The following is a 16,215-nucleotide window of genomic DNA, read 5'->3' as shown; positions in this document are numbered from 1 at the left end:
CGGCGTTCAGCCGCCTTGGGCAAATTCGATGCGGTTACGGCCATTGCGCTTGGCCCGGTACAAAGCGCTGTCGGCTTGAGCGAGGAGAGATACGGCATCGAGCGCAACTGAGGCTTCCCCGGCGCCGTGAGCGGCCTCGGCGATCCCGAAGCTCATCGTCACACGGCCGAACGGGCTGCCCGGATGCGCGATGTCAAGTTCATCAATGGCCCGTTGGCAATTCGCGGCGACTGTGGCAGCGCCGCCGATGTCAGCGTCTGGAAGCACGAGGACGAACTCCTCCCCTCCATATCGGCACGCTTCGTCGCCAGCTCGTCGCAGGCATCCGATGAGGGTTTGCGCGACGGAATACAGGCATGCATCCCCCTGAGGGTGGCCCAGGCTGTCGTTGTAGTCCTTGAACCAGTCGATATCGATCGCGATCAGGGACAGCGATTTGCCTGCCCGTCTGGACCGACGCAGTTCGCGGTGAAGCACGCTATCCAGACCGCGCCGGTTGAGCAGGCCCGTCAGGTGATCGCGCCGGGCCGTGGCAATCAGGCGGCGGCGTGATTCTCGCAGCAGGTGCTCGACCTGCGCGCGCCGGGTCACGTCCATCACTATCAGCAGAATTTCGGAAACGTCGCCGTTTCGGTCCGCTGCGGCGTGGAAGGTCACCTGATAATGTCGGCCATTTGCGGAGAAATGACGATCCGGCAGTGGCCGCCCACGCGTGGCAAGATCGAAATATTCCTGGATCACCGTCTCTGCGCCGGCAATCAGGTCACTCGCCATGCTGCCGGAAATAGAATCCTGCATGAATATCGCGGACATCGCCCGGCTGGCCATCGTGATCCGCTGGCTACGGTCGAGGATGCACATGGGCATCGAGGGGGAAGTGAACAGACGTTCCATGAGCCCGCCGTCATGTTCAGCAGACTGGTTCAAGAACAAGCCGCCCGGCCCGCAGGGGCACCGGCACCGATGGCGGCTAATTGCATCTTAATCAGGACTTTCCGGTGATTATGGTTTTGCCGGTCCGTATGCACCGCCGCCGCTCAATGTCATGTAAAGGAATGTTAATTCGGGCCGACCGTCCCGTACCGGGGCGTCCTGTAAAACATTGCAAAGGCGTGTTGCCGGACCTCGCAATCATGGCACGCCCTGCTATTGAACAAGTGAGCCTGCATGCGGGCGAAGAAGGACGGCGCGTGCGGATAGCGATACTCGAGGACGATTTGGCCCTGGCGGGCCTGGTGGAAATGACGCTTACCGAAGCGGGACATTTTTGTGAGGTGTTCGGCGAAGGCCATCTGCTTACCCGTGCACTGCACAGGGAGACTTACGATGTCCTTATACTCGACTGGAACGTGCCCGGTATTTCAGGAATTGGCATTCTCGAATGGGTGAAGGCGAACCTCGACCTGGCGCCGCCTGCGCTGATGCTGACCAGCCGCTCCGCCGAAGAGGACATCGTCGAGGGGCTTTCCGCCGGCGCGGATGATTATGTCATCAAACCGGTTGCGCCCTCCGTTCTCAAGGCGCGCGTGAACGCACTGGCGCGCCGTGCCTATCCGGCAGCGTTGCTGGGCATGGAAGTATTCGGGTCTTACCGGTTCGACACGCGCGCCGAAACCATCGAATGCGGCGGCGAGCTTATCGCGCTTACCGCGAAGGAATTTGCCCTGGCGCTGCTGCTGTTCCGCAACCTGCATCGCGCCTTGTCACGCGCGTACATCTTCGAAGCTGTATGGGGCCGCAACCCGGACCTGCCGACCAGAACGCTGGACGTTCACATCTCCAACGTCAGAACCAAGCTGAATATTCGCCCAGACAACGGGTTCAAGCTGGTCCCTATTTATGCCTATGGATATCGTCTTGAAACACTCACCTCTTAGAAATCGCGCATTGGCCGCAGGAGCGCTGATCCTGCTGGCGACAATTTCGGGGCCTGCCGCAATCGCTGAAACCCGGGCTGTGCAGAACCCGGCGAGGCAGTCTTCCGGCAAGGCTTCCGGCGAGACGGTAAGGTATCAGGTCCAACGCGGTGACAACCTTTTCAGGCTGGCCACGCTCTACCTCATCCGGCCGGAAGATTATCGCATCGTACAGCGCCTGAACCGGGTGGCGGACCCTCTGCGCCTGCCGATTGGAATGATCCTTCTTTTCCCGCGCGAACTGTTGAAGCATGAGCCTGTTCGCGGGGCCGTGCACAGTTACAGCGGCGCGGTGCGGATCGGCGGCCGGCCCGCAACCGTGGGCATGGGCGTAAGCGAGGGAACCTTGATCGAGACGGGGCAAAAGTCCTTCGTCACGCTCAAGCTGCCGGACGATTCCAGCATTGCCCTGCCGTCGCAATCGGCGGTGCGTGTCCAGCGTCTGCGCCGTGCGGTGCTGGGCAACCACTTGGAGCGACTATTCGAAATCGAACGTGGCCGCGCCAGCGCCACGGTAACGCCGATGACCGATCCGCTCAGCGATTTTCGTTTTGCCACGCCCGGCGCCATCACGTCCGTGCGCGGAACCCGGTTCCGCATGAGTTACGACACCAAAGGCGGACAGGCCACCAGCGAGGTGCTTGAAGGCAAGGTAGGCTTTGCCGCAGAGGCACACGATGCGCAGACTTTGCCGGCGGGCTTCGGCACGACCAGCGAACTGCCCGCACCAGTGGCCCTGCTCGATGCGCCTCAGCTTGCAGGGGCGGATGGTGTGCAGAGCGGCGACGACATTCGTTTCGCCTTGCAGCCGGTGCCGGGCGCCAAGGCATACCGCGTGCAGATCGGCGCGGATGCTGCGTTTCTCTCGGTACTGGATGAGACGCTGACGGCCGCACCCGAAGCGCATTTCGGGTCCTTGCCCGATGGCACATACTTCGTTCGCGCGACCGCCATCGACGGGAACGATCTAGAAGGCAAACCCGGCATCACCCGGTTCGAACGGCGGCTGGACCGCATCGAGATGGGGCTTGAGGTCACGCCTGCCGGCTACTCCCGGCAGTTCCGGTTCTGGTGGCAGGCCCATGGTGCCGCCAATCCGCAGTTCCGCTTTCAGCTTGCGAAGGCGGGCAAGGAGGCCAAGCCCATGATCGAGCAGGGGCCGCTTTCCGGCAATGACCTGATCGTGATCGACCTGCCGCCCGGCAGCTACCGCTGGCGCATCATGACCAGCCAGATCATCGGCGCACAGACTGTATCCCAATGGTCGGATTACAGCGATTTGAGAGTTGAGAGCGGTTGGTGATCCTGCGCCGCGGGCTGAAGCTGCGGACGCAGTGGTGGCTGATCGCCATCGTCACCAGCCTGCTGGTGGCGGGGATGACGATGGACCGCACGATGATGCGCATCGACAATCTCATCTACGACCATCTGCTTCAGGCCAGCTTTTCGGCGTCATCGCCCCCAACGTCCAAGCCCGTCCTGCTGGTCGAGATCGACGATGAAAGTATTCGGCGGCTTGGGCGCTGGCCCTGGAGCCGGGCCACGCATGCTGCGCTTATCGACCGGTTGAGCGCTGGCCGGCCCAAGGCGATAGCCTACGATGTCCTGTTCACCGAAGCGGGTGATCCCAATGACGACCGGCTGCTGGGTCAGTCCGCAGCGGGTAGCCCGATTTTCTTCCCGATGCTGCCGGCAGTAACCGCGAAGGAGGGCTCCGCAGCCGCTGCGCTCATGCCGATCGACCCCGTTCGCGCGGCGGCGGCCGGGGTGGGATACGCCACCATCGATCCCGACGCGGACGGTGTCGTGCGGTCTGCCACAACCATGGCGGGGGCGCAGGGACAATGGCACCACCTGATGGGGCTGGTGGCAGGGTTTGCCGCTGGCCGCGAAGTCACCGATGCACGGGCGCGGCTGATCCCGTTCAGCGGCGGGCAGGGGCGCTGGCCGGAAGTTTCCGCCGCTTCGGTGCTGGCCGGCGAAGTCCCGCCTGAGCTGCTTCAGGACAAGATCATCCTGGTCGGTGCGACGGCTTCGGGTTTGGGGAGCCGCTACCCCACTCCGACAGGCAGCGTGATGTCGGGCCTGGAAATCGAGGCTTACCTGCTTCAGGGGATGCGGGACGGCGCAATGATACGCCCGGCAGGCCTATGGCCCTGTCTGGCACTTGCGCTCTTGCCGCTATGGGCCTTGATGGTCTTGCTGGGTCCGGTAAGGCGTCTTCCCGCGCTGGCCAACTTCGCCCTGTGCGCGGCCTTCGTCCTCGGTTCCTGCGTGGCTGCACTGATGTTATGGCGGCTGTGGCTTCCGCCCGGCGCGGCCCTGACCGGGCTTGCCATCGCCTATCCTTTGTGGGGCTGGCGGCAATTGGCGGTGATCGAACAGTTCATGCGTGCCCAGTTGGAGCGACTCGATCACGAACCCTCGCTGGTTCCGCAGGCTGAACCGTCCCGCCGGGAGCGGGGAGTCGCCTACACCATCCGCCTCCTGCGTGCGGCCATCACCCGCGACCGCGAGATGCGCCATTTTCTGACCGACAGGCTCGACCAGTTACCGGATGCGACGCTGGTGCTGGACCTGCAGGGCCGCATCGTCATGGCCAATGCCGCCGCACACACTCTGTTCGCCTCGATCGGCGGACCGATTGACGGCACCGCAAGCGCGGCGGCACTGTTGCAACGTTTTCGTCAGACCGGCAGCGGCGATGCCGTTCCTTTCCCTCCCAGCGGCGAAGGTTCGGCGATGTGCGAGGTTCAGGTCGAACAGGCCCGGTTTTTCCTTATCGGCATGGCTGCGCAGACATCGACCGAAGGCGCCCGCGTTGGATGGGTGATCCGGTTTGTCGACATCAGCGAAGCGAAGTCCGCGCAGCGCCAACGTGATGATTTCGTACAGCTTCTCACTCATGACATGCGCTCGCCTCAGGCGTCTATCCTTGCTGTGCTGGAAACCGCTTCTCCCGACCGGATATCTGCTCAGGACTCAGTGGCGATTCGCCACTATGCCGAGAGCACGCTGCGACTAGCGGACGAATTCGTCCAGCTCGCGCGAGCCGAGAACCTCGAGTATGCGCTGGAGGAAGTCGAATTGGGCGACATGTTGATGGACGCGATCGACGATTTGTGGCCGCAGTCGAAAGCAAAATCCATCGACATCGTGACGCGCGGCGATGAACCGCTGCTGGTGATGGGCGAACGCTCGCTGTTGACCCGCGCTCTGGGCAACGTGATCGGCAATGCGATCAAGTACAGTCCGCAAGGCACGACGATCACATGTGCGCTGCACGGCGAAACGCGCCGCGATGGAACGAGCTGGGCGCACTGCGCGATCACCGATCAGGGCCCCGGAATGGACGCGGACCTGCGGATGACGATCTTCGAGCGTTTTCGCCGCGGCCCCGTAGGACTTGGTCCGAAAACGAGCGGGGCGGGCCTGGGCCTCAGCTTCGTTCACACTGTAGTCTTGCGGCACCATGGTGAGATCGAATGCGAGAGCGAACCCGGCCGGGGTACTACGTTCACGTTCAGCCTGCCAGGCACTACGGAGTGCGAACGGATCAGGGCGCAGGTATCGTGAACTGCGGCACCTCTCACGAGGATGGATGCCGGCCGGCCGCCTGGGCAGGCCATCTTTCAGCTGTGCATGAATATCCAGCAGGCAGCCAGCACGACACACCAGAGGGCGCCATTGAGCGCTAGAATCCAGACGAGCCTTCTTATCTGCGGTTCGTCCGGTGCCTCTGCCGGGAGCGGCTCGGACGGTACATGCGCGATCTCGGTTGTGATGAACATGACAGAGCTTTCTAAACGAACTCGACCCGCCATGCCACATCATTGGCGCAGCACCTTGTAAAGCAATGTCAAATCAACCGGAGTAGATGCCGGCACCATGGGTGCGGAGAACCTCGACCCGGTTCACGCTGCCGATCTAGTGCGAATGTGCGGCGGCACATGCAATTGACGGACAGGTCAATCGGGCCTAGCCCGCGAGCTTGCGCATTTTATGCGGCAAGATAGCTGCGCCGATGGCGCTGTATAAACGAATTGAGCGTGTCCGTGCGACCGCTTCGCAAGGACGATCGAATGAGCCTGACGGCCACTGCTGCCGTGTTGATGATGAGTTCTGCCGCCCCGGTTGCGGAGCCTCTCGTCACCATCGATCCCGTGGTCGCGGCGCAGGCGGAACCGAGCGCTTCACCCGAAACGCCGGCGTCTGCGCCACTGCCCCCGTCGCCGCAGGCACCAAGTGCAATCGCAGGCGATGACGCTGATGCGGCACAAGGTGACGACATTATCGTCATGCGCCGCCAACCGCCGCCGCCGGGCGATCCGCTCGAACGGATCAATGTGCAGTCATTCAAGACCGTACAGGCGGTCGACAATGCGGTGTTGAAGCCGGTGGCGCAGGCTTACAACAAAGGACTTCCCAGCCCGGTCAGGCAGGGCCTGCGCAACTTCTTCTCGAACCTGAACGAGCCGGTGGTCTTTGCCGCCTATCTCCTGCAGTTCAAGCCGGGCAAGGCGTTCGAGACGGCGGGGCGGTTCGCGATCAATACGACCATCGGCGCGGCCGGCTTTGTCGATATGGCAAAGCGCAAGCCGTTCGGCCTGCCCTATCGCCCCAATGGCCTCGCCAATGTGATGGGGTACTATGGTGTAGGGCCGGGGCCTTACATGTACCTGCCGATCATCGGCCCGACCACTCTGCGCGATGTTATCGGAGATTCCGTCGACAAGTTGCTGGTGCCCGCAGTGGTGGGCAAGCCTTTCACCAAGCCAGCAGTGGTGATCCCGGCAACGATCCTGAGCCAGCTGGGCGAGCGAGCCGCTTTCGATAGCGAGGTCAGCCGCATTCGTGAAGAGGACAACCCTTATGCTACCTACCGCGAGCTGTATCTGAAGCAGCGTAAGGCCGAGATCGATGCGCTTCACGGACGCATGACGCCTGACGTGGTTCCGGTCTATGGCCGGGGCATTCCCACTGCCGGAACCAACGAAAGCGATACGCTTGTCACGCCTGAACACACCCCTTCGGTTGAACAGGCACCGAAATAAGGGTGTCCATACTCAAGCAAGCGTTGAACTGGTCACTCCTGCCAATTCCAATTCAACAATAGAACTGTATCGGTTGTAAAATACATCCGCTTTGACATCCAATAAATGCAGCCTTTGGTGAAGTCGTAATGACTCGTTAGGGGAAACATCGTAATCGTCATTTGTCGCAGGTCGAACTCATCGGAGAATGCCGGCCTGGTGCGACGACCTTGTAAAGGTTGACGGTTATGCTTTTCATTGCGAAAAATCGCGTGCGTTCCTCAGTCATGGTCATCGCCATGCTCAGTTCTGTTCTTCCTGTTGTATCCGCTCATGCTGCTACTCAGGGAACTATCGGAGCTACATCGACTGGCACGGTCACTATTAACGCCACCATCAACGGCCTTGTTCAGATATCCAACCTGAGTGATCTGACGTTCAACACGCTCGATGGCACAACCGACGCTCAGTTGACCGAAAACGTCTGTGTGTGGAGCAATACCGCTACCAGAAGCTACACGATCCGGGCTACCGGCGATGGTGCTTCCAGTGCGTTTACGCTTGCCAGCACCGGCCATTCGCCTGTTCCCTACTCGGTAGCCTGGGCGAATTCGTCGACGGCCACGGCAGGTACGGCGCTTGCGACCACCACTGCCTCTGCTGCGTTCACCAGCACGGCCATCACGCCGCTTTGCGTGGCGGGTGCGAGCCCTACCGCCAAGCTTTTCGTGGGTATCACCGGCGCCAATCAGAGCACGATGGTGGCCAACGCCGCATATACTGGAGTCCTGACCCTGCTCGTGACGCCGCAGTAAGCGCGCCGAGACCCGCCAAGCTCACGCACCTCGCCCAGTGCGGCTTGCGAAGGGAACGAAAACAGGTGGCGGGTCCGATCCAGGGAAAGGACCATTGAAAATGGCATGGTGGATCCGCTTTACGGCAGGCTGCACTCTTGCACTATCCGGTCTGGTCACGCCGGGCAGCGGGGCATGGGCGCAGAACGTGCAGATCGCCTCGCTAACCGATGTCTCGTTCGGCACCATCGCCTCGTTCGCGACGAACCGGACGGCTTCGCAGACGCTGTGCGTTTACAGCGGCGTGACGAACTACACGATAAGGGCCACCGGATCGGGGAACAGCGGTGCCTTCACCATCGGCATCGCCGGCAACAGCGCCGCTCAATTGCCCTATACCGTCCAATGGGCTTCGACGGGATCGCAAACCGCGGGCACGCAATTGATCGCCGGCCAGGGTTCGAGGTTCACGCCTAACCCGCTTAACCTGCTTTGTTCTTTGAGCAGCCTCCTCGCCAGCAGCGCCAGCCTCATCGTAACCCTGCCAGCCACCAACCTGAGCGTTGCTCTGGCGGGCAATTACACCGGAACCCTGTCGCTTATGGTGTCGCCGAACTGACAGGCGGCATGGCGCAGGCACACTTTTTCGCCATTTCCGGGGCCATCGTAATGGCGGCAACGATGGCAGGCGCCGCGCATGCAGGCAATGCGCCGATAACCCGGCCGAAGGTTGCCATGACCTTCACCCCGCCCGCCGGCTTCGAGGACCTGACCGGGCCGCAGCAGGTGGTTCTCGATGTCTACACCGGCGGGGTCCGCGTGGGCGAGGCGATGGCCGTCGTCGAGCCAGGCCGTTTTCGTTTCATGGATGCCCGCAGTCTGGTCGACAGCCTGCCCGACATCAGCGACCGTCCCAGGCTGACGGCGGCGCTTGGCGCACCCAACCTGGATCCACATCCCGAGGCGATCTGCCCGGTCGAGAGCGGAATCTCCTGCCCGAAGCCGTCGTTCGACGTAGTCGCCATCGTATATGACGCCGCGCATTACCGCGTGGATATCCTTGTCGATCCGCGTTTCCTGACGGTGAAGGCCGCAGTGAGGCTGCAGAACCTGCCGCCTCCGTCCGATACCCCCGCACTGGTCAACTTCCTGTCGGGCACGGTTACGGGAGGGCAGGGCCAGTCCACCCAGTACTACCTCCAGGACAACGCGGTTCTCGGCATCGGCACGGGCCGCATTCGTGCAAACTTCCAGCAGGCGAGTTCATCCGGTTTCCAGACCGACACATTTGCCGGCGAACTCGACCGGCCCGGCCTGCGCTATACCGCCGGGGCTTTCTGGATACCGGGCAACACCTTGCTCGATCGCCTCAAGATGGTGGGCCTGGGACTATCCAGCCAGTTCAGCACCAGGCTCGACCGAGACCAGTTGATGGGCAGTCCGCTGATACTGTTTCTCGAACAGCGCGCGCGGGTGGATATCATGGTGAACGGTAACATCATGTCGTCGCTTGTCTACGACGCGGGAAACCAGGCGCTGGATACCTCGGCCTTGCCCGAGGGGTCGTATACGGTGACCTTGCGGATCACATCTGCATCGGGCGGAATGCGCGAGGAACAGCGTTTCTTTTCTCGCAGCAGCACCTTGCCCATGATGGGGCACGATGCATTCCTGTTCTATGCCGGGGCGCTGGTGCGCAGCAACGAAGGACTGATCGGCGACATCAGCCGTACGCCGCTGTTCCAGGCGGGCTGGGCGCGGCGTATGAATGCCGGCCTTAGCGTCAATCTGGGCGCGATGGGCACGGATCGCCGGCAATGGCTGTCTGCAGGTGCAACAATGTTGCACGGTGACTGGCAGTTGGACACTTCGGTAAACGTCTCGAACCGGGGAGGTCTGGGCTTTTTCGGACACCTTGCGCGCAACGGCACCTCGCCGCTTTCCATCGATCTGGATGCGCGCAGCATCTCGAACCCGGGCGGCGGTCCTCTGCTGGCTACCACGACGGTTGTGCTACCGACCGCCGGAAGCGTGGAATACAGCCTCTATTCCGGCGCTTATACTCAGTTCAACGGTGCGGTCGGTTACCGCCTCGGACAAGGGAGGCTGGCGCTGGTGGGGACCTATCGGCGGCAGGTGGACAGCCGCGACTATTCCCTTGGGCCGGCGCTTTATATGCCGCTGCTGCGCTGGCGCGACGTGGCCCTCGATTTCAACGGGACCTACACCGCGACCCGCACCGGGCGGCAAGGCTACGCCGGACTGAACCTGAGGATCACCCGCCCGCGAACCACCTACATTGCAACGGGCGGCAACCAGTTCGGATCGAGGGACAGGGGCTTTGGCGGGGGCGTTCAAGCCGGCTTCAATGCCTCGCGCCGACTCGACGATGTGCTGGGCGCACAGGTTCAGGCCGATGGCGGCGTGGAACGGTCGAACGGCACCACCTATGCGCAGGGGCAGGTTCAGGCGCACAGTGTGATTGGCGACGGCAACCTGAACTTTGTGCAGCCCTTCGGCGAGGGAGCCACTCAATTCAGCGCCTCGCTGAACACGGCGGTGGTGGTGGGGCAAGGGGGCGTGCGCCTCAACAGCGGCGGCAACGGCGATGCGATGGTAGTGATCCACGTCGATAGCGACGAACCCGATGCCGCCTTCGAAGTGTTGGTCGACAACCGGCCGATGGGCACGTCCAGAGACGGCAAGGACCTCACGCTTACCCTCCCATCCTACCGTGCCTATGCCATCCGCATTCGCGGCAAGGGCCAGATGCTGACCGATTACGACGCAAAGGCCCGGCAGGTAAGCCTTTATCCCGGCAATGTCGTCTGGCTCGATTGGCGCTCCCGCCCGGTAGTGGCCGTTTTCGGCCGTCTGATAGGGCCCGACGGCGGCGCCCTCGTCCATGCCGAGATCACGGCAGGCGGCGATCTGGCGCAGAGCGACGAGCAGGGGCATTTCCTCATCCAGACAGGGCAGAACGCCACGCTGACGGTGCGCACCCGCAGCGGTCTGGTCTGCAAGGCCTCCCTGGATACTATAAAGCCGGCCAGCGGCTATGCCTCGATCGGCGATCAACTTTGCCGCCCGGCAGCGGCGGCGCCTTCTAATCTTGCTCTTACTTCTCCATCCCCGCAGCAGAAGGTTAGCCAATGAACAGGCCTGCGTTTATCCCGATCACTTGGTTTCCGGTCCGCGCGGCGGCGATCCCAATCGCCTTTGCCGGCATGCTTGGCCTTCTTGCCGCAGTGCCGGCACAGGCGGGCATCGCGCTAAGCAAGGTCATCGTGGACCTCGCCCCGGATACCCCTCCGCGCGATGATATCGAGGTGATCAACGACGGTAGCGAGCGTCAATATGTGGTGGCCGAACCTGCGCTGATCCAGGCACCCGGAACTCCTCGGGAAAAGCGCATCGATTCGTCCGATCCAACGGTAACGGGCCTGCTGGTCACACCGCAAAAACTGGTGCTGGAAGCGGGAGAGCGAAAGCTGATACGCGTGGCCCTGATCGCGCCTCGCGGCAGCAACGAACGCGTTTTCCGCCTTGCGATCAAGCCGGTGGCTGGCACTGTCGAGGCTGAACAGACCTCCCTCAAGGTCTTTGTCGGTTACGACGTTCTGGTCATCGCGCGGCCGGCGGCTACTACCGGGAAAGTCGTGGCAACCCGCAGCGCGGGTACGATTACCTTCCACAATGGCTCCAATGCCAGCGTGGAAATGTCGGATGGCCGGCAATGCGATGAAGGCCGCAGGAACTGCCTGCCTTTGCCGCCCATGAGGCTGTACTCCGGCGCCGACTGGACTGTCCCGATCAAGCATGCGCCGCTGGTGGAATACAGGGTCCAGCAGGGCAAACTGTCATCGAAAGAGAGCTTTTGAACGCCGCGCGAGTACCCCGAAGGCTGAGGCCACCGAAAGCCACATCGAATGTCGAACTGGTCTGCAATGCATGGCACGGGCCGCCATTGCCGGTTCGGGTCGTTCTAGATTATGCGGCTAGCCTGTTCGATATCGGCACGGTGATCCCGCCTCGGTATCCTGCCGCATAATCGGAGTGCATCCATGACCGACGACGATACATGCCTCCTTTACGACATGCCGCGCCGCTACGGTCTGGTCAGCCGGACGCTTCACTGGATCATGGCCTATCTGCTGATGTGGCAATTTATCGTTGTCATCGGCTGGATCGTCTTGGGCGACGGCGCCTTCATGCGCACGGTTTCGCTGTTCGGGCCAGCGCACGCGACAGTGGGCACGCTGGTCTGCGGCCTTGTCCTGCCGCGCAGCTTATGGGCATTTCTCAACAGACACAGGCGCCCTCCCGCCGATGCGCCGCCACTGGGCTGGCTGGTGCGGGGAGTGCACGGTGCCTTCTATGCCTTGATGCTCATCGTTCCTGCCCTTGCGCTCGTCCGGGCTTATGGGGCCGGCAAGGGGTACGATCTGTGGGGCCTGCAACTGATTCCGGCGACCGGACACAAAGTTGCGGCGCTGATTGCACCTGCCGACCTTTTCCATGCGCCGCTAGCCTGGACGCTTGCGGTCCTCATTTCAGGTCATGTCGTGATGGCATGGTATCACGGCATCATTCGCGGCGATGGTACGCTGGCCCGAATGGCAGGCCCACTGCGCACCTGAAGGCTGCGGTTTGCAGCCGCAACCTTCAGGCTTGTTATCAGGGAGCGGGGTGGGCGAGCCGTTCGCGGGTGATCTTCTCGAAGGTCTCCATGATGCAAGCGGTCTTGGCTGATCCGCAGCCCGGAATTTCCAGATAACTGCGGCTTGGCTTCGCGGTGAGGGTCAGCGGGGTGAGGGCGCGCAGTTGGTCCATCGTCTGGGCCTGCTGGAATGCGCGCACGAACCGGTGACCGGCCTTGTCCCGCAGGAGTTCGAAACCGATCGCGCCGCCCGGGGCTATATCGTCGCGCGGATAGTCGGCCATCGTCCAGTGCATGTCGTAGAAACCGCCCAGCGCGGCAATGTTGGTGTCATGGCCGAACAGCAAGGTGACTTTGCCGCCAGTGCCTGAAAGCGCGTCGATCATGCGGGTGATGATCGGCGCGGCCAGGCGCTGGGCGACGTAGGCAGGCCGCGTCTCGTACTGGAACTTGACAGGATGGAAGCGCAAGATCGCGCGGATGTCGGCCTTGCTGGCACGGCCCCAGCCGACCTGGCTCATCGGCATCCCCTCCAGATACTCCAGCAGCAGGGTCTGGCCGGCTGTGGAGCCGAACGACAGGCCGCCCTTCATGTCGGGCTTGTCACCCGCCGTCGCCGTGAGCGTCGAGGCAGTGGGGACGGGCACGCCGACGATACGCTGCAAGGCCGCGAAATCGGCCCGGCGCGAGGCGATGACGGCGGGGAGGCCGCCTTTGGGAAACTGCGCCTGCGAGGCTGCCAGCGCCTTGTCGCCATCGATGGCAACCTCGGCGCCGGTCGGATGGAACTGGTCCTCGGCATCCTCATCGGCCGGGTGGACAAGTTCAACATTGCAGCCCGGCTGCAACGCCCCGAGGAATGCTTTCCCGGTCTTGATGGCGCGCGAACTGCCACTCGCCCAGGCGCTGATCGTTCCGGGGACCGCGCAGCCCGAAGCCGGGAGCAGGCCGGCACTGGCAAACAGGATGCGGTCGTAATCCGCCAGACGCCGAATGCCGTCCGCGCCGTGGTCGGTGAGATCGCCGGCGGGGGTGTTCCAGGTCGGCCATTCGTCCTTTGTCGTGCCCACCGGCGTGGCGGGAAACTTGGTAGAGGGACGCACCCCGTGCCGCATCAGCATAACCACACGCTCGACCGTCATCTCACCCTTCGCGGGCGCGGCGGAAGCGGCAGCCGAGCCGTAAAGCAGCGAAGCGGCGGCGCAAGCGGCGTACACGGCGCGCAGGCGACGGGAGGATGAGCTACGGTTCATGATGCAAGCGCCCTGTTTTAATATCGGGAGCCGGTTAGCTGCCTTATATGACTGATCGGTGACGGTTCGGCAGGCAACGATCTCCCGCCGCATCGCTATCGACATTACCAGTGGCCGCATCGTTTGTGTGTAGTCGGTCAGGTCATTGCCATCTTGGGCGGAAGAGCCAACGAGCTTGGTCCCGTGCTGCGGTACGATATTGGATGTTTGCGTAGCCTTGCCTACGCGCAATGACGGTCCTCGCAACATTGCATGAGGAAAGGAGCGCCATGGTCGACCGCCGCCAGTTTCTGGGCCAATCCCTGCTATCGGGCGCCGCGCTGGCGTTCGCCGGCCGGGCCTTCGCGGCGGACGTACCGCTCGATTGCGCTCTCGTTGGCGGTAGTATCTGGACAGGTGCACCGTGCGGACGGGCCGATGCGCTTGGCATCGTCGGCGACCGCATCGTTGCGGTAGGGGCCGCTGCGGTGAAGGCGCGCATGGCGCGCACGACGCGAGTGGTGGACCTGAAGGGCGCCTTCGCGATGCCCGCTTTCACCGACAATCACACCCACTTCCTTATGGGTTCCTTGGCACTGGCTCGTCCGAACCTGCTGGACGTCAAGGACCGGGGCGAATTCGTCGCGCGCATTGCCGCTGCCGTGAAGGCCGAGCCGGGCCAATGGCTGCTGGGCGGTGCCTGGGACGAGCAGAGGCTGGGCGGCCAGCTGCCCACTCGCGAGTGGATCGACGCAGTCACGCCGGGCACCCCGGTCGCGGTGCCGCGCACCGACTTGCACATGTACTTGTGCAATTCGGTGGCGCTCAAGCTGGCGGGCATCACACGCGATACGCCCGATCCGGCAGGCGGCGTGATCGTGCGCGATGCCAGCGGAGAGCCGACCGGCGTGGTCAAGGACAACGCCAAGGCGCTGATCGAGCGGGTGATCCCGCCGCTTGCATCCGAGCAGGCGGAAACAGCATTGCGGGCGGGCATCGCCCACGGGCTGAAACATGGCTTTGCGCAGGTCCACGTTCCAGACCCGTTCGACTGGGACTGCTTCGACGCGCTGCGCCGTTTGCGTGGCCGGGGCGAGACCGATATGCGCTTCTACAACTTTGTGCCCATGCACGACTGGCAGCGCATGGCCGACCTCGTGAAGACCGAAGGCCGAGGCGACGACTGGGTGCGCTGGGGCGGCGTGAAGGCGCTGGTCGACGGCTCGCTCGGATCGCGCACTGCGCTCTTTCGCGAACCCTACACCGACGCTCACGATACGCGCGGCGTGCGGATCATGCCGCTGGATGAACTGCGCGAGGCTGTGCTTGCATCAGACCGCGCCGGTCTGCATGTCACCGTCCACGCCATCGGCGACGAAGCGAACGACGACATTCTCGACATCTATGCTGAAACCGTAGCGAAGAACGGCCCGCGCGACCGGCGCTTCCGGATCGAGCACGCCCAGCACATCGCACCTGCCACGATCCCTCGCTTCGCGCGCCAACAGGTGATCGCCTCGGTCCAACCCTACCACGCCATCGACGATGGGCGCTGGGCCGTGCAGCGCATCGGCGAGAAGCGGTTGAACGGCACTTATGCCTTTGCCTCGCTGATAAAAAGCGGCGCAACTGTCACTTTCGGGTCCGACTGGCCTGTGGCCCCCTTGAATGCGATGGAGGGCATCCATGCCGCAGTCATGCGCGAGACGATCGACGGCAAAAACCCCAACGGCTGGCTGCCCGATCAGAAAGTGACGGTTGAGCAGTCGCTGATCGCCTACACCGTCAATAACGCTTTTGCCGGTTTCCAGAATGACCGCGCCGGACGGATTGCCCCCGGTTTCCTCGCCGACGTGGTCGTACTGGACCGCGATCCCACCGCGATAGACCCTGAAACATTGCCCCAGATCGAAGTCCTACGCACTATCGTCGGCGGGCGCGAACGCTATACCGGAGCAGCAGCATGAGTGTTTTTTCGCCCCGCAGCCCGGCAGACATCGCCGCGCTTGTCTCGCGCCATCCGCTGGCTTGGGTGATCTCGAGCGGCCCTGCGTTTCACGCGACGCCGTTACCCTTGATCGCGGAACTGGACGGAGAAGGCACGGTTGTTGCCCTGATCGGCCATTTCGCTCTGCGCAATCCGCAAGTTGAAGCGCTGCGCGTCGATCCTGGCGCACTCATACTGTTTCAAGGTGGGCAGGGCTATATCTCGCCCGAACTGGTGACGCAGGAGCAATGGGCGCCAACGTGGAATTATGCCGTCGCTCGCTTCAAGGCTGATATCACCTTCCTGCCGGACGAGAACCACGACGCGCTCGACCGGCTGATCGAGCACATGGAAGGCGACCGACCGGACCGCTGGACCGCTGCGGCGATGGGGGAGCGCTATGAACCGATGCTCACCCGCATCATCGCCTTCCGCGCTACCGTTCGCTCCTGCCACGCCACGTTCAAGCTCGGCCAGGACGAGCGGCCTGAGGCTTTCGCGCAGATACTCGCCGGCCATCCCGATAGCGCGCTGGTAGCTGCCATGCGGGAAGCGGTCGCAGTCTAGCAGGCACTGCCTGGGCGGCACAGAAC

Annotated in this window: 13 protein-coding genes; 11 read left to right on the top strand and 2 right to left on the bottom strand. The window is 62.9% G+C overall.

Features of this window, described 5'->3' with window-relative positions; all coding sequences use genetic code 11:
- Positions 1-6 precede the first annotated feature (6 nt).
- On the bottom strand, positions 7-828 hold the full coding sequence (locus TQ38_RS25610; RefSeq protein WP_162792389.1) for a GGDEF domain-containing protein: 822 nt from the start codon (positions 826-828) through the stop codon (positions 7-9).
- 305 nt (positions 829-1,133) lie between these two features.
- Between TQ38_RS25610 and TQ38_RS25605 the strand changes: the two genes are divergently transcribed.
- From TQ38_RS25605 to TQ38_RS25565, 9 genes are all read left to right on the top strand, one after another.
- Positions 1,134-1,877: a response regulator transcription factor gene (locus tag TQ38_RS25605; RefSeq protein ID WP_370059815.1), complete on the top strand. Its 744-nt coding sequence runs from the start codon at positions 1,134-1,136 to the stop codon at positions 1,875-1,877.
- 10 nt (positions 1,878-1,887) lie between these two features.
- Positions 1,888-3,219: a FecR domain-containing protein gene (locus tag TQ38_RS25600; RefSeq protein WP_240198102.1), complete on the top strand. Its 1,332-nt coding sequence runs from the start codon at positions 1,888-1,890 to the stop codon at positions 3,217-3,219.
- Positions 3,216-5,492 (top strand): CHASE2 domain-containing protein, encoded by a 2,277-nt coding sequence (locus TQ38_RS25595; protein ID WP_043978086.1) that lies wholly within the window; start codon positions 3,216-3,218, stop codon positions 5,490-5,492. Before TQ38_RS25600 ends, TQ38_RS25595 begins: the two co-directional genes overlap by 4 nt.
- Before the next feature lie 506 nt (positions 5,493-5,998).
- Positions 5,999-6,970: a VacJ family lipoprotein gene (locus TQ38_RS25590; RefSeq protein ID WP_043978084.1), complete on the top strand. Its 972-nt coding sequence runs from the start codon at positions 5,999-6,001 to the stop codon at positions 6,968-6,970.
- 227 nt (positions 6,971-7,197) lie between these two features.
- Positions 7,198-7,764, top strand: coding sequence for a hypothetical protein (locus TQ38_RS25585; protein WP_162792388.1), 567 nt, complete (start codon positions 7,198-7,200; stop codon positions 7,762-7,764).
- A gap of 100 nt (positions 7,765-7,864) precedes the next feature.
- Positions 7,865-8,362 carry a hypothetical protein gene (locus tag TQ38_RS25580; protein ID WP_043978079.1) on the top strand — a complete coding sequence of 166 codons (498 nt, stop codon included), beginning with the start codon at positions 7,865-7,867 and terminating at the stop codon, positions 8,360-8,362.
- Positions 8,363-8,370: 8 nt separating this feature from the next.
- Positions 8,371-10,899: a TcfC E-set like domain-containing protein gene (locus TQ38_RS25575; RefSeq protein WP_043978077.1), complete on the top strand. Its 2,529-nt coding sequence runs from the start codon at positions 8,371-8,373 to the stop codon at positions 10,897-10,899.
- On the top strand, positions 10,896-11,624 hold the full coding sequence (locus TQ38_RS25570) for a molecular chaperone (RefSeq protein WP_043978075.1): 729 nt from the start codon (positions 10,896-10,898) through the stop codon (positions 11,622-11,624). The genes TQ38_RS25575 and TQ38_RS25570 overlap by 4 nt, the downstream gene beginning before the upstream one ends.
- Before the next feature lie 183 nt (positions 11,625-11,807).
- Entirely contained in the window at positions 11,808-12,383 is a 576-nt protein-coding gene (locus tag TQ38_RS25565) for a cytochrome b (RefSeq protein ID WP_043978073.1), read from the top strand.
- Between the two features lie 37 nt (positions 12,384-12,420).
- On the opposite strand, the gene TQ38_RS25560 is transcribed toward TQ38_RS25565, so the two are convergent.
- The gene (locus TQ38_RS25560) at positions 12,421-13,656 is read right to left on the bottom strand and encodes a histidine-type phosphatase (RefSeq protein ID WP_052505892.1); all 1,236 of its coding nucleotides are present in this window, start codon (positions 13,654-13,656) and stop codon (positions 12,421-12,423) included.
- A gap of 269 nt (positions 13,657-13,925) precedes the next feature.
- Between TQ38_RS25560 and TQ38_RS25555 the strand changes: the two genes are divergently transcribed.
- Together TQ38_RS25555 and TQ38_RS25550 are read left to right on the top strand one after the other, a co-directional pair.
- The gene (locus TQ38_RS25555) at positions 13,926-15,602 is read left to right on the top strand and encodes an amidohydrolase (protein WP_043978071.1); all 1,677 of its coding nucleotides are present in this window, start codon (positions 13,926-13,928) and stop codon (positions 15,600-15,602) included.
- Positions 15,599-16,189 (top strand): FMN-binding negative transcriptional regulator, encoded by a 591-nt coding sequence (locus TQ38_RS25550; RefSeq protein ID WP_043978069.1) that lies wholly within the window; start codon positions 15,599-15,601, stop codon positions 16,187-16,189. The genes TQ38_RS25555 and TQ38_RS25550 overlap by 4 nt, the downstream gene beginning before the upstream one ends.
- The last annotated feature ends 26 nt before the right edge of the window (positions 16,190-16,215 follow it).

Source organism: Novosphingobium sp. P6W, assembly GCF_000876675.2.
Taxonomy (GTDB): Bacteria; Pseudomonadota; Alphaproteobacteria; order Sphingomonadales; family Sphingomonadaceae; genus Novosphingobium.
This window is presented reverse-complemented; position numbering and strand designations above follow the sequence as displayed.